17 protein-coding genes are annotated in these 20436 nt (G+C 46.2%); 12 read left to right on the top strand and 5 right to left on the bottom strand.

Annotated features, from left to right (window positions below):
• The first annotated feature begins 57 nt into the window (after nt 1-57).
• Entirely contained in the window at nt 58-1110 is a 1053-nt protein-coding gene (locus FJU10_RS10280) for a GntR family transcriptional regulator (protein WP_140965835.1), read from the top strand.
• 5 nt (nt 1111-1115) lie between these two features.
• Complete coding sequence (locus FJU10_RS10275) at nt 1116-3266, top strand: GH92 family glycosyl hydrolase (RefSeq protein WP_140965834.1); 2151 nt, start codon at nt 1116-1118, stop codon at nt 3264-3266.
• A gap of 85 nt (nt 3267-3351) precedes the next feature.
• Here the strand turns inward: FJU10_RS10275 and FJU10_RS10270 are convergent, their stop codons facing one another.
• Nucleotides 3352-4158 carry a Cof-type HAD-IIB family hydrolase gene (locus FJU10_RS10270; RefSeq protein WP_140965833.1) on the bottom strand — a complete coding sequence of 269 codons (807 nt, stop codon included), beginning with the start codon at nt 4156-4158 and terminating at the stop codon, nt 3352-3354.
• 172 nt (nt 4159-4330) lie between these two features.
• Here FJU10_RS10270 and FJU10_RS10265 point away from each other — a divergent pair, with 172 nt between their 5' ends.
• The 5 genes from FJU10_RS10265 (at nt 4331) to FJU10_RS10245 (ending at nt 11523) form a co-directional block, all read left to right on the top strand.
• Nucleotides 4331-5326, top strand: a complete 996-nt coding sequence (locus FJU10_RS10265; RefSeq protein WP_140965832.1) for an ROK family protein — start codon at nt 4331-4333, stop codon at nt 5324-5326.
• A 37-nt stretch (nt 5327-5363) separates the two neighbouring features.
• Nucleotides 5364-7205 (top strand): FAD/NAD(P)-binding protein, encoded by a 1842-nt coding sequence (locus tag FJU10_RS10260; protein WP_140965831.1) that lies wholly within the window; start codon nt 5364-5366, stop codon nt 7203-7205.
• Between the two features lie 198 nt (nt 7206-7403).
• Complete coding sequence (locus FJU10_RS10255; protein ID WP_077452765.1) at nt 7404-8342, top strand: AAA family ATPase; 939 nt, start codon at nt 7404-7406, stop codon at nt 8340-8342.
• Between the two features lie 2 nt (nt 8343-8344).
• Entirely contained in the window at nt 8345-9388 is a 1044-nt protein-coding gene (locus FJU10_RS10250) for a DUF58 domain-containing protein (protein WP_140965830.1), read from the top strand.
• A complete protein-coding gene (locus tag FJU10_RS10245) occupies nt 9385-11523 on the top strand; it encodes a transglutaminase-like domain-containing protein (RefSeq protein WP_140965829.1) in 2139 nt (712 codons plus the stop codon). Before FJU10_RS10250 ends, FJU10_RS10245 begins: the two co-directional genes overlap by 4 nt.
• Before the next feature lie 58 nt (nt 11524-11581).
• Here FJU10_RS10245 and FJU10_RS10240 read toward each other — a convergent pair whose 3' ends face one another.
• Nucleotides 11582-14233 (bottom strand): cation-translocating P-type ATPase, encoded by a 2652-nt coding sequence (locus FJU10_RS10240; protein WP_016613591.1) that lies wholly within the window; start codon nt 14231-14233, stop codon nt 11582-11584.
• A gap of 349 nt (nt 14234-14582) precedes the next feature.
• Here FJU10_RS10240 and FJU10_RS10235 point away from each other — a divergent pair, with 349 nt between their 5' ends.
• Nucleotides 14583-15326, top strand: a complete 744-nt coding sequence (locus FJU10_RS10235) for an NADPH-dependent oxidoreductase (protein ID WP_140965828.1) — start codon at nt 14583-14585, stop codon at nt 15324-15326.
• A 119-nt stretch (nt 15327-15445) separates the two neighbouring features.
• On the opposite strand, the gene FJU10_RS10230 is transcribed toward FJU10_RS10235, so the two are convergent.
• Complete coding sequence (locus tag FJU10_RS10230) at nt 15446-15796, bottom strand: hypothetical protein (RefSeq protein ID WP_081118215.1); 351 nt, start codon at nt 15794-15796, stop codon at nt 15446-15448.
• Nucleotides 15797-15956: 160 nt separating this feature from the next.
• Here FJU10_RS10230 and FJU10_RS10225 point away from each other — a divergent pair, with 160 nt between their 5' ends.
• Nucleotides 15957-16265: a DUF5960 family protein gene (locus FJU10_RS10225; protein ID WP_008378984.1), complete on the top strand. Its 309-nt coding sequence runs from the start codon at nt 15957-15959 to the stop codon at nt 16263-16265.
• Nucleotides 16266-16393: 128 nt separating this feature from the next.
• Nucleotides 16394-16600: a glycine zipper family protein gene (locus FJU10_RS10220; protein ID WP_081118216.1), complete on the top strand. Its 207-nt coding sequence runs from the start codon at nt 16394-16396 to the stop codon at nt 16598-16600.
• A gap of 142 nt (nt 16601-16742) precedes the next feature.
• Here FJU10_RS10220 and FJU10_RS10215 read toward each other — a convergent pair whose 3' ends face one another.
• Entirely contained in the window at nt 16743-17036 is a 294-nt protein-coding gene (locus FJU10_RS10215; RefSeq protein WP_140965827.1) for a hypothetical protein, read from the bottom strand.
• A gap of 309 nt (nt 17037-17345) precedes the next feature.
• Here FJU10_RS10215 and FJU10_RS10210 point away from each other — a divergent pair, with 309 nt between their 5' ends.
• On the top strand, nt 17346-17801 hold the full coding sequence (locus FJU10_RS10210; protein ID WP_140965826.1) for a type II toxin-antitoxin system HicB family antitoxin: 456 nt from the start codon (nt 17346-17348) through the stop codon (nt 17799-17801).
• A 162-nt stretch (nt 17802-17963) separates the two neighbouring features.
• Here the strand turns inward: FJU10_RS10210 and pepV are convergent, their stop codons facing one another.
• Nucleotides 17964-19388, bottom strand: a complete 1425-nt coding sequence (gene pepV / locus FJU10_RS10205; protein WP_005225493.1) for a dipeptidase PepV — start codon at nt 19386-19388, stop codon at nt 17964-17966.
• 159 nt (nt 19389-19547) lie between these two features.
• On the opposite strand from pepV, the gene FJU10_RS10200 reads away from it, so the two are divergent.
• The gene (locus FJU10_RS10200) at nt 19548-20384 is read left to right on the top strand and encodes an NAD(P)H-hydrate dehydratase (protein WP_140965825.1); all 837 of its coding nucleotides are present in this window, start codon (nt 19548-19550) and stop codon (nt 20382-20384) included.
• Nucleotides 20385-20436: the final 52 nt, after the last annotated feature.

Below are 20436 nucleotides of genomic sequence, written 5' to 3'. Positions count from 1 at the left end.
CATTTTTGTTGGTTTATGGTATGCTAACAAATATGATATATCAAAAGGGGTTTTCTTATGAAACAACCATTATATAAAAAAATTTACGCGGAACTTCACGAAGCCATCATTGAAGGCCGTTTGGCTCCGGGCAGTCGTGTCCCTACTGAAAAAGAACTATCTGAACAATACCAAGTCAGTCGGATCACCTCTAAAAGAGCCTTGACGGAACTGGAACAAAATCAGCTGATCTATCGCGTGCAAGGCAGCGGCAGCTTTGTCCGGGAATTGAAGGAAAAAAAAGCGACTGGACGAATTTTGTTTGTCTTGCCCTTCGCCAATGATCTTTCTTTAGGAAACTTTACCGAAGGCATTTACCCAGTGATGCAAGAACACGGCTTTGAACTATTGATGACACCAGTGGATTATTTGGAAAAAACGACGGCAGCTGAGCTGATGCAAGAATTCGACGGCCTGATCTATTACGCCAGCAATACGTTTTCTTACTATGACTTGCTGTTCGAATGTGCTGAAAAACACTTTCCTATCGTGACCTTAGATAAAAAGTTGCATGAGTTTGAATTTCCAGCGGTCATGCCAGATAACTTTCAAGGTGGACAGCTAGCTACGGAGCATTTACTTGCGTTGGGGCATCAACGGATCGCTTATATTTTTGGTGATACCCATCATCCACAATCCGTCCGTCAGCGTTATCTAGGCTACATCGATGCACTGAAAAAAGCCCAAAGAACCTTTCGCACCAAGTTAGACGACGCGACTGCCAGCATCGCAAATGCGCTTGACTACCTGGAAGAACATCAGGTCACGGCAGCCGTCTGTGAAAATGATTTGATCGCCATCGAATTGATGCGGGCATTGCGCCAAACAGATCTGCATGTCCCTACCAACATTTCCCTGGTTGGTTTCGATAATATCCAAGCCGCTGCCCTCGTTGATCCAGCCCTAACGACCATCGGGCAGAATTTTGCGGAGATGGGGCGCTTGGCAGGAAAGCAAGTGATTGAGAAAATCAACGCTGCGAAGGCAGCAACCCCAGTACCAACGGAGACGACCACCCATTTAGTGGCGGTTTCTTTGATCAAAAGAGAATCAACCCAATTAAAGGAGTGAACCAAGTGAACGTATCAATGATCGACACACGACACGGAACAGACAACCAATATAGTTTTTCCCATGGCAACTGCCTGCCTTATACAGGGGTTCCTTTTGGCATGAACTACTTTGCCCCGCAAACCAGTGATCAACGCGGCAGTTGGTGGTTTCATCCAGAAGATCGAACCTTTCAGGGCTTTCGCATCACCCATCAGCCTAGCCCTTGGATGGGGGATTTCAGCCATCTGACGATGCTGCCGATAAACGGCACGCTTTCTGAAAATACCCTTTTCCATGCGCAAAGCTCGTATCGTCCTGAAGAAAGCACCTTTAATCCAGCCTTTCTTAGAATCAAGACGCAGCGGTATTTAACAACAACGACTTTGATCCCCAGCATGTATGGCGGTGTGCTGACTATTGAAAACTGTGGGGATCAGCCAGGTCTTGGCTTGTCGCTGCCGGGTGACTATGTCTTAGAACAGTTGGACGAACAGACAGTGGCTGGTCAATTGATCGTATTTTCCGGGTGCGAAGATGAACGCTTCACCTTCCATTTCGTCTATCGTTTTGAAACACCCATCACGGCGATCGAAGGTGCCTTGACAGGCAAAGAAGCCTTCGTCGTTCTCCGCTTTGATGATTGCCAAACACAGACGATCCGTTTTGCGACCTCGTTTCTCAGTCGCGAACAAGCTTGTTTGAACTTGCAACGGGAACAGCAATGGGCTCCTGCCGATTATCTGGCTTCTGTCCAACAGCAATGGAATCATTTTTTGCAAAAAATCGAGATCGAGCATCACGATCAAACACAAGTTTCTACTTTTTATCATAATTTTTATCGCTTATTCTTGTTTCCTCAAACCTTCTTCGAAATCGATCAAGAGGGCCGCAAAATGCACTGGGATACCTTGGCAAAAGCGATCAAACCAGGACCACTGTATACAAACAACGGCTTTTGGGATACGTATAAAACTGTCTACCCGCTCTTTTCACTCTTGGCTGTCGAACAATTGGAAGACATGCTGGAAGGCTTTTTGAACAGTTATCGCGAAAGCGGCTTTTTACCAAAATGGCTATCACCTGATGAGCGGGGGTTGATGCCCGGTACGCTGATCGATGCCGTGATCGCTGATGCCGCAGTAAAAGGTATCCGTCCCGATTTGATGCCCGAATTTTTAGCAGCGATGAAAAAAGGCGCCACCGTCCAAAGTGAAAATCCCAATTATGGTCGGCGTGGCACAACGGACTATTTGACTTACGGGTATGTGCCATTGACGCATCATGAATCGGTCAATCACACCCTTGATTATTGTTACAGTGATTTTTGTATCTCACAAGTCGCGCAACAGCTGGGTGACGAGCAAGCAGACTATTATCAGCAGCAATCGCAAAATTACCGCAACATTTTCGATCAGGAGACCGGCTTTATGCGGGCAAAAGATCCCGATGGCGCTTTTCGTCCAGAGTTTAGTGACACACGCTGGGGCTTGGATTATGCAGAAGGCAGTGCGTGGCAAAGCAGTTTTGCTGTTTACCATGATTTCGCTGGTTTGATCGCCGAACATGGCGGCAAAGCGGCCTTTGAAGCAAAACTGATCGACTTGTGCAATCAAGAACCTCGCTATACGACAGAAGGCTACGGCTTTGAGATCCATGAAATGAGTGAGATGGCCGCACTCGATTTTGGTCAGCTGGCGATCTCCAATCAGCCAAGCTTCCACTATCCGTATCTATTCAGCTATTTGGGCAAACCAGAAATGGCACAGCCCTTGATCAAGCAGCTATTGACACAATGCTTCAACGACTCGCCCAAAGGCTTTCCTGGCGATGAAGACAACGGTAGCATGGCTGGTTGGTACATCTTCAACTCCTTGGGCTTTTATCCAGTCACACCAGGGACGGGGGAATATGTCATCGGCATGCCATTATTTGATCAAGCAACCCTGCATCTTGCTTCAGGCAAAGACTTAGTGATCAAGAGCACGCCCAATGCGCCGCAACAGCTCTTCGTGGATAAAATTAAATTGAACGAAGAACCCTTCGAGCGATTGTTTTTCACCCACCAAGAATTGACTGCCGGTGGTACATTGAACTTCCAGCTAGGTATCGTCCCTCGCAGCAAAGAGTGGTCAGCCGATGCCTATCCTTATAGCGTCAGTCAACCACATGCATAACGAAAAAACCGCTCCTTAGCAACAGGCAGCAGTCTACTTTCAGTCAAATGAAAGGACGCGCTGTCCCTGCTAGGGAGCGGTTTTTTTATTGGTTCATTTGTAGCGGTAACAGACGTTCGATAGTTTTCAGCACACCATTTTCATCGTTTGATTTGGTCACAAACGCTGCCGCTGCCTTGACTTCCTCAAAGGCATTGCTCATGGCGAAACTAAACGTGCCAGCTGCCATCAACTCCAAATCGTTCAAGCCATCACCGAAAACCATTGTCTCCTCTGGTGTGACGTGCAGCAATTCTTGCAAGTGTGCCACAGTCGTTCCTTTGTGGACGCCTTGATTGGTGATATCGATCCAAGCGGCTTCCGAAGCCACGATGTAGGCGTCGTTTGTAAACTCGCTTAACTGTTGAACATGCTCAAAGCAACGTAGTTTTGGATCAAAAATAGTGAGCTTCACAAAATCTTCTGTGATGGTTTGATAATCCGCCACCGTTTTGACCACCCGATAAGAGCCACGCACTTTCTGGGCATCTGCTTCATTGGTCGTTTCAGCAATGTACGCCGCAGTCGGTGTACAGGCGATGATCACATGATCTTGTGCAATCGCAGCGAGCTTCGCAATGATCCGCCGCCCTAATTCGTTTGGCAGCAGTGATTCAAAGATGTATTCGCCTTGATGTTTGATGCGGGTCGCGCTATCCCCAAGAATCCAAACATCCGCTGCTGCTTCACCAAACAGTTCTTCCACTCGTTCACACTGTTTGCCGGTACACGCCGCAAAAGCAACCCCCGCTTCTTTCATTTGTTGGCTGACTTGTTGATAATAAGGCCGATCAAAACTGCCTTGGCTGTTCAAAAATGTGCCGTCTAAATCTGTGATGACTAATTTGATCATACGTTTCTCTTCCCCTCTACCTCGTGTCCTCTTTATTCCAAATCACTTAATTAACGTTATTAATTAAGTATACTTATTTTCAAATTTTCCGTCAAGTCAGTCTTTTAAAAACTTTACATCGTTTCATCCCGTCGGTATACTTAATTAAATCACTTCATTAAGGAGAACACCTATGGCTTCTACCACTCATTCCATTCGCCAGCAAAACAAACAGCTGGTTTTAAAAACCTTATTTCAAAACGGGGCATTATTCGCCTCCGATTTAGTAAAGAAAACCGGCATCAGCATGGTCACCACTAACTCATTATTAAAAGAATTGTTGGCAGAGGAAGAAATCACTAAAGGTCCGCTGGAGCAAAAAGAGCTAGGGCGGCCTGCTGTGACCTATCAGCTCAACCAAGACCGAGGCCATTCTCTTTTGCTTAGCTTTATTGATCACGATGGTTCCTTGGCTCTTTGGTCCATGCTGATCGACCTCAAGGGGAAGGTTTTGGCAAAACACGACCAGCCGTTTCCTGATGTTGCCCCTCATCGCTTTCAAGAATGTGTAACGAACGAGCTAGCATTATTTCCCTCTGTGGAACAGATCGCCCTCTTTTTACCAGGAAAAATCAGTGGAGGAACCGTGACTTCCAGCTGGTATGAAAAATTCAATGGCTGGCAGCTGGCAGCTCTCGTGGCAGAGGTCACTGCCCTGCCCTTCTACTGTCAAAACGATGCCCATATTTTAACGATCGGCTATTGCATCGCCCAACAGATCTCTTTGCAGCAAACCATCGTCGGCATGTACAATCCCGAAAAAAGCATGCCTGGTATCACGCTCCTGGTCAATGGTGCACTTTTAGAAGGAAAAGATGCCCTAGCAGGAGAGGCAAAATTTTTGCCCGGCTACTTGGATCAAGGGGCACCGCAAGACCGCAGGGCTTTGGTCCAGCGTCTGACAAGCTTACTGCCATTTTATAATGCAGCTTTTGCCCCCCACTGTATTATTTTAGCCAGCAGTGATGCAGTAAAAACCGATCTCTTAGACGCGATCCAAAAAAATCCATTGCTGCAGCAACAACCCAATCAGCCTGCTTTTCATTATATCGATGCCATCGAGGAAGCCATGGTGCTAGGCATGCACTGGCTGATCTTCCGCAAGACACCTTTTGACTTAGCCCGTTGATGACACAAAGACCATAGAATAATTGAGGCGGTGTGATATGAAAATAGCTATCATTGGTGCTGGTCCTCGTGGACTTTCACTTTCAGAACGACTGATCGCTCATAGCAAACAAAACAAACAAGCCATCGACTTGCTGCTGTTTGATCCCTTTCTTCCTGGGGCAGTTTGGCGCACGGACCAATCGGCGGATCTGCTATTGAATTCTGTAACCAGTCAAGTCACCCTTTTCACGGATGACACATTAAGCACCGGCGGTCCCGTGGTCAAAGGACCTACCTTATACGAATGGGCAGTGACAGAAGGGAAACATTTCGCAGCCACGCATGCTCCTGAGCTCGTTACGGAATGCACAGCACTTGATTCACTTGATCCTAACGGGCATTGCTCGCGGGCGTTATATGGCCTCTATCAGCAGTGGTTTTATCAGCAGCTATTAAAAGAGCTGCCTGAATCCATTACCGTCAACCATCTGTCAGACAGGGTCAGCTCCTTGACCCCTCTTTCCAAAAATCGCTACCAGTTGACGACGGCTCACCAAACATTCCTTGTTGATGCCGTCGTCTTAGCTACAGGCCATTCACAGACCCAGCTGTCATCAGGGGAACAACAATTGGCGAATGCTGCCGAAAAAAATGGCTGGTTTTATGCACCGCCAGCCAATGCGGCAGATACGGATCTAACGGCTGTAAAAGCCGGAAAACCTGTGATTTTACGGGGACTAGGACTTGCCTTTTACGATTACGTCACCCGCTTGACCAGCGGTCGGGGCGGCACCTTCGTCAAAGTCAATGAATCCCTCGTTTATCAACCTTCTGGTGAAGAACCGCAAATCATCGCCGGTTCTCGTCGGGGTATCCCGTATCATCCTCGTGGCCGCAACCAAAAAACACCAACGCAGCAGCGAAAGCCCGTTTTTTTGACCCCTGAACGCCTCGCTGCTTGGCAAGCAGCCAAAACGGTTGCTGGCAAGACCCTGCTCTTCTATTTAAAAAAAGAGGCAGAACTCGTCTATTATCAGACGCTGCTTTTAGAAAAACAACGGCTGGACAAAAATCAGCTTGCCGCTTTTACCACCGCCTTTGTTGCCATGGAAGAATCTGAAGACTTGCTAAAAAAATGGCAGCTTCCTACGACGGAGTGGTGGTCATGGCAACAACTAGCCGATCCCTTTGCTCAGAAAAAGCAGCAGTCGTTGCAAGACTTTTTCATTGCGCTATTACGTACCCAAATCCAAGATGCCGAAAAAGGCAATCTGACAGGACCTATCAGCAGTGCCTTGGAAGTCTTCAAAGATCTGCGGGACCCGATTCGGTTTGTTCTCGATCATCAGCTAATGCCAGCACAAGACCTGAAAACACTCTTTTGGCAGTCTTTCGTTCCCTTGAACAGCTTTTTATCGATCGGTCCGCCAGTTCAGCGCCTGCAAGAACTGGTGGCATTGATGGAAGCCGGAGTGGTGACCTTACTAGGTCCTGACATGACTGTTGAGATCGAGGAGGCTTATTGTACGTATTCAAAGCGATTTCCCGACACACGCTATCACGCGACGCAACTAATTGAGGCCCGCATTCCATCGACAGCGATTCGTCGAACCAACAATTCCTTGTTGCGGCAACTGCTAAACGATCGGATCATTCACCCGCACCAGTTGCCGATCCCCAATGAGGAGCCTTTTGAGACGGGGGCTATCGCCATCGATCCAGAGACCAATCAGGTCCTTGGACCAGATGAACGCCCCTACACTACCCTCTATTGTTTTGGGATTCCCACAGAAGGCATCCACTGGCTGACGGCTGCCACTGCTCAGCCGGGAACTGATGCTTGGAATTTACGGCAGGCAGATCAGATCGCCGCTGAGCTTTTGCGCGCATCCCTTTAACAAATGGGTCCATCATTTCCATGAAAAGCAGACACCTGATGAACCATTTGGGGGTCTGCTTTTGTTACGTCTTCCGTCACACTGATTTTTCTTCATTATTTAGAATATTCTTGAAATTTTCTTTAATTGTTACACGAAAATTGCGACAGTTCTAGAAAACCGTTACAATAGAAGAAAAGAACGCAAGGAGGTTGTTTCATGACCGCTGAATTACAAAAAATTGATGCCTTGATCGCAGAAGTGGAAAAAGTGATTTTAGGCAAACGAGATGTGATCCAATTTACCGTAGCTGCGCTGCTTGCTGGCGGGCACGTTTTATTCGAAGATATTCCCGGTGTCGGGAAAACAATGTTGGTCAAGTCGTTAGCAAAAGCCATTCAGAGTGACTACAAACGGGTACAGTTTACCCCTGACCTTTTGCCTAACGATATATTAGGTGTCTCGATTTTTAATTCCCAAAGCCATCAGTTCGAGTTTCGTCCTGGTCCGATCTTCACCTCCGTCCTCTTGGCAGATGAGATCAACCGCACCACACCAAGGACGCAAGCCTCACTCTTAGAAGCCATGTCAGAAAATCATGTCACCATCGACAATCAAACGTACCCATTGAGCCCCCACTTTTTTGTGTTAGCTACCCAAAATCCAATCGAATATGAAGGAACGTATCCCTTGCCCGAAGCCCAATTGGATCGTTTTTTGTTCCGCCTGCATATCGGTTACCCAGATTTTCAAGATGAGCTCGCCCTTTTGACTGGAAAACGACAGCAAAGCTTGGATCAGATTCAAACTATTTTACATGCTGATGAAGTGACTGCTTTAAAAGCGATGGTCGATGACGTATATGTCGATGAGCAAGTCGCCCGTTATGCATTGCAGCTGGTGCAAGCAAGTCGACAGCACAATGCCATTGACCTTGGTATCAGTCCACGTGGTGGGATCGCCTTCTTAAAAGGCGCTAAAGCTCTAGCGTTGACGGAAGGCCGCACCTTTGTCACGCCGCAAGACTTGCAGCGAATTTTACCAGCAGTCTTCGGTCATCGTTTATTACTGAAAGGCGGCGTTCATGCTAGCACGGAGACCCTTTCAGATTTGATGAAACAGATGATCCAGCGGGTGCCTGTCCCAACGAGGAAATAGCGATGAAAAAAAAGAAAATTGAACGCCTGCTGCGCATCCTGCTGTTTGGTGCTGTTTATTTTTTGCTGCTGGCTTATTGTGTGATCTTCAATAATAATGCTGGCTGGAGCCTTTGGTTTTTACTGACTCTGTTATTGTTGCTTGACGCAGTATTCTTGCTGCCCTCCCTCAAGAAGGTCCAAATCATTTTAGAAGAATCGATCCAAGCTGAAACACACACAGCGATCACCTTACCGCTGCAAGTCTTCAAGTATCGCCCGACGCTGCTGCCGCTGGTCGATTTCACCTTACAGTTTGACGATCGTTTCAAGGAAAGTCATCACAGCGCCTTTTATCGAGGCAATCTGATCCGGCTCCAGCTGCCTTGGACCCCAAAGGAGCGCGGCAGCTATGAAGAATTGTCCGTTCAACTGTCCAGCCATGATCTCTTTGGCTTTTTTGAAAAAAGCTACGCTGCAGTTGCGAACCAAACGATTTTGATCCTGCCTAAATTGACGCCTGAAGCCGTTACCCTACTGCCTTTTATTAAACAGCAAGTCCGCAGCCAAAGCCACGGGGAACCCAATTTTTCTATTCGACAGTTTCGTCAATACCAGTTAGGGGATTCCTTAAAAAATATCGATTGGAAATTATCCAGCAAACAACAGGAATTGATCTATCGCGAACGAGAACACGAAGAAGAACAAGACATCTTTCTGCTCTTTTGGGGAGAAGATCAGCCTGCTTTTGAAGAGACTTTGACACTGTTTTATTCGCTCCACCATTTCTCGCAAAATCAACGACTTTTTCAGCCGCTCTTGATTGGTGACGGATTAACTTCTCCTTACCAAACGGATGCCGCTGCCTATGCCCAGATCCTTCCCTTCGAGAAAGTTCCTGAAGGGGTACCGCTTTTGACTGGCAGCCATCTTATCTTCATTACCCCGGTTTTCACCCCACAACTGGAAAACTACCTCAGTCAGTTGGAAGCAAAAAACAGCTGCCAAGTGTTTACCTACGCTGATTTAATGAGGCAGTTGAATGAACTTGAGGAGGCGGTAGGATGAGATTTATTAAGAAAGCGCTGATTGGTCTTCTGACCTTTCTCAGTCTATCACTGGTGATCTTGCCGTTTATCGCAGTTTATGACCTTGGCAATCAGTTCACCCTTTTAACTTATGCCTTTAGTGTCTGTTTGATTTTGACCGTCGTGCCGAAAGTCCGTTACAGTTTGCCTTTGCTGGCAGCCGCTTGGCTGATGGTCTTGTATTGGATCTTTCCTTATGGGACTGCCTTTTCTTTTGATTGGCTGCTGCGTTTTTGGCTGGACCTGCACCGTGCCTTTCAAGAGATCCTCAGCGGTGAAGTCGGCTATATCACCGAACTGGCGGCGGTGACATTGATCGTTAGTTGGGTCTTGTTTTTAGCGATCTTACCGATCGCTTATCAACGCTTTTTCTTGATTTACGCTACCATGATCGGCTACTTGCTAACAGTCGTGATTTTTAACCAATTTGATCTGACGTGGCATTTGATCGGTATTTTTCTTTGTGCCTTGGCTTCTTCACTGATCCAGCGCAGCGCCTTTCAATCCAGTCAAATGATCGCCCCCTGGTTCGCCGTGATGCTATTGATTGGTGGATTAGCCGTCACTGCTGTCTACTTGCCGCAAACGAGCCTGCGGGATCAGTTGGCAGCCCGTTCCACGCCTATACGGACAAATCTGAATCAGCTGGGTTTTTATCAATTTATTGAAGAACATGGCACCCCCACTGGTTCTCGCACAGGATTCAGTGAAAACGACCGTCAATTAGGCGGACCACTACTGGATGATGCGACGATTTTATTTGAAGCGCAACAAGAAACCCCACATTACTGGCGGGTGGAAAGCAAAGATTTTTATTCTGGTAAGGGCTGGATCAGTACGAGCCGCGAAGAGGCTCGCTTAGAGGCAGAGGGCGTCACGATCGCGGATCAAAGCTATCAGCAAGCCTATCTTGAAAACGAATCCGTTCGGGTCCAATTTCAAAACCATGGAGACTATGTCCCATTGCCCTATGGGCGCAGCACGTTGTCCCTTGAAAACGGTGCTCGCGGTTTTCAAATCAGCGATGCCATCCAGCGGGTCGATCTCATTGATCCACTCCCCGACACCACCTTGACCTTCGATTGGGACCATCCAGATTTTGCCGCAGAAAATCTCCAAAATCTGCCTTTGATCTATCCGGATTCTCCGATCGATTATATCCAGTTACCCGATTCTTTGCCGCAGCGGGTACGTGATCTCGCTGCTGAGATCACCACTGACAGCAACAGTCTGTTTGATCAAGTCACGGCGGTTGAAAGCTATTTGAAAGATCCACTCGTATTCCGCTATTCCAAGACCGATGCCGTCGTGCCTGCAGAAGAGCAAGATTACGTTGATCAATTTTTATTTGAGTCACAAGTCGGCTACTGCGACAATTTTTCCACGGCAATGGTCGTGCTACTACGGAGTTTAGAGATCCCTGCTCGCTGGGCTAAAGGCTTTTCTCCTGGATCCCCCGTGACAGAAAACGGCATCACTACTTATACTGTCCGTAACTTGAATGCCCACTCATGGGTGGAAGTCTACTTTGACGGATACGGCTGGGTGCCTTTTGAACCGACACCTAGTTTCCAAAATCCAGATCGTCCCGTGTTGACGCAAGAATCTACTAGCTCCGAAGAAACACCGACCGTTAGCAGCGAGACAACACCAACGAGCAATACGGAAACAGAAAGTAGTGAAACCACGACCAGCAGTTCTGCAACAGCCGCGGTTACCGATGATGTTTGGTTGACTGAGGAGCTGAAACAAACGCTGCGCAATGGCTTCTTTGGAGGCTTAGCTATCTTAGGACTTGGCCTGCTTTTCTATTTCCGCCATTCGTTTTTCCGTATTCATTTATGGTTGATCTGCCGCTTTAACAAACAGCCGCTAGTTGCTGCCTATCCTTTGTTTTTACGACAAACGACGAAAGTTCTGTACCGTAACGAGGCGGAGCCGTTGATCGATTATGCCCAACGACTCGAAGCCTTCTATCCACTGTTCCATGGTGATTTTATCCGCTTGACGCAGCAATACGAAGCCTATCTTTACAGCCAAGAACAGTCGGCTGGTCAAGAAGCCTTCTTAAAGCAAGTCGCTGCCCAAATCAGTCAGCTGAAAAAACTCAACTAAGCAGTGAGGAGAAACGACAAAAAAACGTATCGATCAAAGGATCGATACGTTTTTTGCTTTAGGCGTTTCCTTGACGTTTTTGAACGGCAATAATAATCAGTTTCGTGATTTCCATCAAAACAACTGCCACAGCAGCCATTGCGATACATAGACCGACATGGCCTAAAGTGAAAGTTGCTGGAATCGCAAAGACTTCACGGATTCCCGGAATCAAGGTAATGCTGTATAGTCCACCACAAACGACGATCGCCAACCATACCATTTTATTGGCAAAAAGGCCAGCTTGCCAAGCAGTCTCAGTGTTTGAGCGTGCTGGCAATGTTTGCAATGTTCGGCTCCAGATAAGTGTTGAGAAGGCCATCGCTACACCTAATTCTGGTGATTGGCTCATCCCTAACCATTGTGCCAAAATCACGACAGCGGCAATCAAAATACCGCGATACGTTACTGAGATCAATGTTTTTCCAGTGAAGATACCAGCATTTGGATCTCTTGGCTGGCGCTGCATGATGGTTGGTTCGGCTTTTTCCATTCCAAGAGCAATCGCTGGTAATGAGTCGTTGACTAAGTTGATAAAGAGCAGCTGCAAGGCAGTAAATGGATTGTCCCAACCCATCACTAAGGCAAAGACGATCGCAATGATCGCACCTAAGTTTCCAGCAAACAAATACGAAATGGCTTTTTTGATGTTGTCAAAGACGTTTCGGCCAACTTCTACAGCACGAATAATCGAGGCAAAGTTGTCATCCGTCAAGACCATCGCCGCTGCATCTTTGGCAACGTCCGTTCCGGTTCCCATTGCGATCCCGATATCCGCTTGTTTCAAGGCGGGTGCATCATTGACCCCATCTCCGGTCATGGCAGAAATCTTGCCTTTGTCTTGCCAAGCCCGCACGATACGGATTTTGTTTTCCGGCGAAACACGAGCATAGACTGTGATTTTGTCTAATTGATCCGCTAGTTCGGTTTCAGAAAGAGCATCCAATTCCGTACCAGTCAAGGCTAAATCGCCCTCGGCTGAAATACCGATCTCTTGTGCGATCGCCACGGCTGTCGTTTTGTGGTCCCCTGTGATCATCACTGTTTTGATACCAGCAGATTTAGCATCCGCTACGGCTTGTTTGACTTCTTTACGAGGAGGATCGATCATTGCCATCAAACCAACCAAAATCAGCTCGTTTTCATCCTCTAGTGTCAATTCTCGTGATTGGGCATCGGTCAATGGACGGTAAGCAAACGCCAAGACTCGTAATGCCCGTTTTGAGAATTCTTCGTTTTGATGCTGCAACTTATTTCTGATTTCATCTGTTAAAGGCACGACTTGATCATCGATCAAGACTTTAGTACTGCGGCCAAAGACGATGTCTGGACCACCTTTGGTCAACAATAAATGTTCGCCATCGATCTCATGTAAGGTGGACATCAATTTACGATCAGAATCGAAAGGCAATTCTTGCAAACGAGGAAACTGTTGACGAATCGCCCGATATGGCTGATTTAGTTTCTCACTGTAATCCAGAAACGCAATTTCAGTAGGGTCTCCTAGCTTCGCCCCATCTTCACTGATGGCAGCATCATTTGCCAAGACACTGATTTCTACCAAGCGTTTTTCAGGCAATGTCCAGGTAGTTGGCTCATCGGGGAACGTGCCCGTTTGCCCATTTGGTAGATAGTAGTCAACAACGGTCATTTTGTTTTGGGTCAAGGTCCCTGTCTTATCGGTACAAACGATACTCGTTGAACCCAATGTTTCAACCGCTGGTAGTTTTCGAATGATGGCATGACGCTTCGCCATTTGTTTTGTTCCGATGGAAAGGACGATCGTCACGATCGATTGCAAGGCTTCTGGGATCGCTGCAACGGCTACGGCTACCGCAAACATAAAGGCGTTGACTAAATCTTCCGTCATATCACCTGTACCGTCACCTAAGAACAGCCGTGCTACTTGAACCCCTAAAATAATCAATGAAAGGACCAAGATCGCCAAGCTCAGTTTCTTACTGAAGCTGTCTAGTCCTCTTTGCAATGGCGTTTTGTGTTCAACCGTACTTTCCAATAAGCCCGCCACTTGACCGATTTCCGTCACATTACCAGTTGCGGTTACGATAAACCGACCACGCCCATAAGTGACGATCGTTCCACTGAAGACCATGTTGTCACGGTCGCCGATCGGTGCGGTACGATCGATCACACCTAATTCTTTTTCCGCTGGCGTTGATTCCCCAGTCAGCATTCCTTCATCGACCTTCAAAGAACCCTCTTCGATCAATCGACCATCTGCTGGTACATAGTCCCCAGCTTCTAAAATAACGATGTCGCCGACAACCAATTCTTTCGCTAGCACACTTTGTTCTTTGCCATCCCGAATGACGTTAGCATCTGGTGCCGACAGGCTTTTCAAAGCGTCTAACGACCCTTCGGCTTTTTTCGTTTGAATCACACTGACGACGGAATTCAACAAGAGTACTGCGAAGATAACGATCGACTCAACGTGGGCACCCATAACCATTTGGATGATTGCCACGATCAGCAAGACGATCACCATCGCATCTTTGAAGGTATCTAAGAATAAGGCAAAGCTAGATTTCTTAGGTGCTTCCTTCAGCTGGTTCAGGCCATTTTCTAAGCGCTTGGCTGCCTCTTGCTGCGTCAACCCCTCTGGACTGCTCTGGACCTCTGCCATAATTTCCGAGATTTCTTTTTGATACATTTCTTTCGCCAATTTTTTTGCCCCTTTTAATTTTATTTTCCTTAGGCACTCTGCTAGAAAAAAAGAGACCTAAGACAAGTATACGCTTGTCTTAGGTCTCACCATTTCAAATAATACCAGAAAGCTGTCGCCAGCTTACTTACTGTTGATATTATCGCAGCTTGCGCCACCGGTTACTCCCCTAAGGAATAATAATAAGAATGTATCATTATCATAACGGAAACTGTTATGCTTGGCAACTATAAAACATCAATTTGAAAATTTTTTGAAAACATTCTTTTAGTTCCCATTCCTTTTTTTCTGTTACACTAAGGAAGAAAGAAATTTGTACGTTACAGGAGGAAAAACGATGGATCTTTTTGATACTTTTACCCACCACAGCTCTGTCAGAGATTTTCAACCCCGGCCACTATCAAAGGAACTCAAGCAAAAACTAGTAACGGTGGCCCAGAGCGGTTCCAGTTCGAACTTTGTTCAAGCCTATTCGATCATTGAGGTCAGTGATCCCGAAAAGCTGGCTGAGATTGAAAAGCTCGCGGGTGCCCCAAACTATATCACTCGAACCGGAGTCTTCTACCTTTTTATCGCCGACTTACATAAGCATCAGCAGCTGCTGACCCAAGCAGGATTGCCGGATACCCACTTAACCACGATGGAACCATTTATTGTGTCAGTCGTTGATACGACCATCGCTGCCCAAAATATGGTAGCTTACGCTGAAGCGCAAGACTTAGGAATTTGCTACATCGGCGGCATCCGCAATGATTTGCCTCGTATCGCAGAGCTCGTCGGCTTACCAAAATTGACGTTTCCGTTATTCGGCTTGACGATCGGTTATCCGCAACACAGAAATGAGCCGAAAGTCCGCTTGCCCCAAGAAGCGATCGTAAGTGTCGATCAGTATCAACCGCTGACGCAGGAGCAAACAGCCCAGTACAACCAAGCGACAGAAGCCTATTATGCACAGCGCAGCCGCAATCAACAGCAAACCAATTGGCAAACGAAAATGACGGAATTTTTCCGTGAACCGCGACGTCCAGATGTCGCTGCCTTTATGAAGCAACAAGGCTTCTCAGACCACTTCGGCGAATGAGGACACTAATCACCACGGGAAAATAAAAAACGATCGCTGGCAAGGAATCTTGTCAGGATCGTTTTTTTTCTTAGTGTAAAAATCAGGTTCAGGCGGCTCTTGTATCTTTGTCATGGTAATTAACGTGTGGCTTCTTGTGCGGCTTCGTTGACGGCAACTGCCTGCTCACATGTTTCCATTAATGCTGCTAACGCTTTATCTAACACTGCTTCATTTTCGGAGGTTCGCTGACTGATTTGCGTCATAGGCTGCGCCGCAAGATCCAGCAAATAGGTAGGGATTGCTTCTTTTTCAGCAAAAGTGCCCTTGATCAGCGGCTGGTAGACAGACTCGCCACAGGGGCCGGTTTTGATAAAGGCTAGTTCGAACTGCGCCTTCCCTGACAAACGCAACCGATAGACCCCTTCTTTGGTCAGCAGTTTTTCATCGGCAAAGCGTGCCTGTAATCGTGCGAAACGTTCGTAATCCATAGTATCTGCTCCTTTTTGATTTCTTCTTTTCTCTAGTGTAGCAAATTTCTTGTTAGCAAAACATCTCTTTCATAGAGAACGCCCCCTTTTTCCTCGTTTGGTGATTTTCCACTTTACAAACAGAACAAACGTTCGTATAATTCAAGTGAGGTGAATGCGTATGCCCGCTGCAAAAATCGCTTATGCAAAACAAGAAACCTATGCATTTGAAAAACACTATTATGAATTGGTAAACTTTCCCACACCAGTGGCGCTTTTGTTTGATGAATTCGCACTGACGATGGAGCGCAACCAAAAATCGTATATTGCGATCCCCGCGCGCTATTCCGTCTTAAAGGTTCCGCTCGTCTTTGTTTTTCGACTAGAGACTAAGGATGCGCCTGTTTATTATTATGAGCACGTACTTGCTGAAAATAAGATCATTCGCCGCTACAACCCCGAGCGTAATTATTTGCCCGGCGGAAGATAGACCAATGGTTCACCCCGTTTACTGTACTAAGCAACTGCACCCTCCTGTTAAATATCACTGATCAGCAGTTCGAATGTTTGTCAACAAAACAAAACCCTTCTATACTAAAAAGAAAGGGGTTTTTCACAATGACGAAAAAACCGCCGCAAACGTCTGAAGAAAAAGAAGCCGCTTCTAACAATATGGGACTGGGGATCGGTGTCGGAATGGCCTTAGGTGCTGCATTTGGGATGCTGTTTTTTGACAACCTGGCATTAGGCATGGGTTTAGGCATCGCACTAGGTGTAGCGATCGGTGCCGGTATGGATCAAAAAAGCAACAAAGACCAGAAATAGTCGTAGCAAAGAGCTGTGCTTATCTGTCACAGCTTGCTGCCAAGTAAATAACAAAAAAGCCTAGGTTCTGCACTTGTTGTACAGGACCTAGGCTTTTTGCTACTTCGAGCAATATTCCAGAAAGCAGTTGCTTCACAGTTGGTTACAGCAGATCTCTTTTCGCCATTTCTGCGCGATACAGTTCATAAACCGCATCACTTTGCTTTGCATGGCTGCGGTAAAAGAGCCCATAAGAGAAAATCGCTTGGAAATTGCTTCCTTGATTTGCTCGTGCTACAGCGTGGTACAAATTCGCCAACTGCTGATCAGACATCTTCCCGCTTTTGATTCGTTTGGCAACTGCTTTTTGGGAAAGGGTAAATAAAATCGTCGTAAATACTTGATAAACCACCCAAATCGCCAGAATAACCAAAATAAATTTCATCAAATCAGGCATCACTTTTCAACTCCTTACAAAAAGTAAATCATTCGGATGATTTGATGTCAATAATAAAATAGAACATTTTCATTAATAATAGACACAAAGATTTTTAAATTACCACAAAAGATGATGTTCTTTCAATCATCAGAATTTCTGAATTGATACTCTCCTCTTAAAAAAAATTGCCTATTGTTCAGTATTTATGACACTGGTACAATAAAAAAGCAACAACTCTTGCTTAAGACTACTAGGTACTAGTGAAAAATAAGAGCGCTACCATTATGATCAGATCTGTAGAGAATCGCGAAAAAGGAGTTGTACACTATGTTAGCAAGTTACCCTGCATTGTTTTATTACACCGATACAGACGAAAGCGTAGTGAAGTATTTTATTTCCTTTCCTGATTTTCCTGAGCAAGTCGGCACTCAAGGCTTAGACATCGCCGATGCTTTATTCATGGCATCCGATTGGCTCGGAATCGTTTTGGCAGATTGTATTGAAAATAATCGGGAGATTCCGCTCTCTACACCCATTAATTGTTTATCACTGGAAGCGAACAATCCATTTATAGACGATTTAGATTTTGAATTCGATTACGATAAAGAAAAATCATTTCTATCGATGGTCCTTGTCGATGTTTCAGAATATTTAGAGAATCAAACCTTCGTCGAGAAAAAACTGGCGATTCCTCAATGGGCGGATAAACTAGGACGAACTATGCATTTAGATTTTTCAGAAATCCTCACTGACGCAATCCTAAAGAAAAAATGTAAAGACTGATTGCTTCTACACCTCATCACTATGAGGTGTTTTTTACTACTCAGCCCGCTATTCTATACTAAAAAAGTGCGGCATTCTCTCACATGAAAAAGATACGAGAATGCCGCACGAAACGTTCAATTGTATTTATTTAGCGAGTGAACAGACCCAATCAATGTCTCTTTATTTCGCCAAACGGTAGATAGCATCTGCATAGATCACCGCTGCGTTGAATAGGTCATCCAAGCTCATGAATTCATTGGCTTGGTGCATGGTGTCGACATAGCCAGGGAACATTGCGCCATAAGCAACGCCGCGTTTCAATAGACGGCCGTATGTGCCGCCGCCGATGATTTGTTCGAAGCCTTTTTCGCCAGTATGTTCTTCATAAACCGCCAATAAAGTTTCTACCAATGGATCATCTGCTGGCACGTAGTGAGGTTCCATGTTGCGGTCATTGCGGGTAACGGTGGCCCCTTCCATACCGACGGTGCGTTCCACACCGATTTCAAGTCCTTCCGCAGTTACCCCTTTAGGATAACGGAAGTTCAATGCGATAAAGTTGTCTGCTTGCGTTCCTGCTTGGTTCGCTTTAAAAGCAAACAAGCCAGCATTCATAGTCAATTTACCCATTTTTTCGTCTTCGTACGCCACACCTAATTTTTCACCGTAGAAATCTTCATGGACATAGGCTGCTGCTGCATGGATGAATTGTTTTGCGCCGCCGCCAAAGGCATAGTTATCTAAGAAGACTGCTAAGAAGGTCCCTGCATTGATTCCTGATTGTGGGCTGGCACCATGGGCACCTTTACCGACTAATTCAATCGTCACTTGTTCATTTTCTGTTTCAATCGTGCCCGTCACTGGATTGGCTTCAACGTAATCGAAAAAGGCTTTTTCGATCGCTAATGCTTCTTCTGTTGATGGAGCAATGAAGCTTGCTGTTGCCGTTCCTGGTACCATATTTTCCCGCAAGCCAGCAGTAAAGCTTTGTAGCGTGAAGTCTCCTTCATTGTTGCCTTGGAAATGGATCCCTAATGTCACATTTCCTTTTTCTCCATTGATGATTGGGAAATTGGCATCTGGTGAGAAGCCAAAATCAGGCTTTTCTTCATGCTCAAAGTAGTAATCCATATCTGCCCAGCCGCTTTCTTCATCAGAACCAACGACAAAACGGATTTTTTTCGATAATGGCAAGCCCAATTCTTTGATGATCTTCATCCCATAATAGGCAGCCATTGAAGGACCTTTATCATCAGAAGAACCACGAGCATAGATTTTGTTGTCATTGATGACTGGATCATAAGGATCGGTTGACCAGCCGTCACCTGCAGGAACAACATCCATGTGGCCGAAGATCCCTAATGTTTCGTCTCCTTCACCAAATTCGATGTGACCAGCGTAGTTATCGACGTTTTTGACTGTGAAGCCATCACGTTCGCCATAAGCTAGCATGTGTAGCAACGCATCACGAGGTCCAGGACCAAATGGTGCATCCGCAGTCGCTTTATCATCTTCTCTTTCACTTTTCACTTTCAATAGATCAATCAAGTCGTTCAGCAAATCGTCTTTGCGGGCTTCGACCTCTTTTTTCCAATCGATTGTCATAGTGTTCCCTCCATTTCTGTTCTCGCTATTTATGATAACACTCTTAAACCAAAAAAGGAAAAAAAATTGCGCCTTTTTCCATGGGTCTTTTCTAGGAAATTTCTAGGAAACAGGTATAATAAATATAACTCGATTTTGATTAACGAAAGGAGTCATTGCATGGAGCAACTTGATTCTGCGATTTTATCCAAAGTGATCCAACAGCGCCCGACAAAAAGCCACAAAGGCACCTTTGGCCGAGCCGTTTTAGTAGGAGGCAACCGCCAATTCGGTGGGGCGATCTTAATGGCTGCGCAAGCCTGTGTGTATGGGGGAACTGGTTTGACCACCGTGATCTCCGATGGCGTTAACCGAACCGCCCTACACGCCCGCTTGCCTGAAGCGATGTTTGTCGATTGGCAGCAAACAGAACTGATCGATACGGTCACTGAATCGGCGGACGTCCTACTGATTGGTCCTGGATTAGGCGAAGGAAAAAGCAATTTTGATCTGCTGCAGCGGATCGTTTCTGCCCAAAAAGAACACCAATGGTTGGTGATCGATGGTTCGGCGATCAATTTGGCTGCCAAATATCCGCTGATCATCCCCTTTCCTGAACAAGTCGTCTTCACGCCGCATCAAATGGAATGGCAACGGCTCAGCGGACTGGCAATTGCCGATCAGACCGAAGAAAACAACCAACAAGCCCAACAAAAACTCGGAAGTCTGGTGGTCTTAAAAAGCCATCGCACGCAAATTTACGGCAGCAGCATCGCCCAAAATCCCCTCGGAACACCCGCAATGGCGACTGGCGGCATGGGGGATACGCTGGCAGGCATGATCACCAGCTTTTTGGCACAGTTTGAAAAAACAGAGGAAACGATCCAAGCGGCTGTCTATCTCCATAGCCTGATTGGCGAAGTATTGGCAAAAGAGCACTATGTCGTGTTGCCGACACAAATCAGTGCCGCATTGCCTCAATGGATGAAAAAGTACCAAGCATCCGATCCAGAATGATTTCTGATAAACCATTCATCAAAAAACCGTCCCTTTCTGTGTTTGTCGAAAG

It is taken from the genome of Enterococcus sp. OL5 (assembly GCF_006491895.1).
GTDB classification, from domain to species: Bacteria; Bacillota; Bacilli; order Lactobacillales; family Enterococcaceae; genus Enterococcus_D; species Enterococcus_D innesii.
This window is presented reverse-complemented; position numbering and strand designations above follow the sequence as displayed.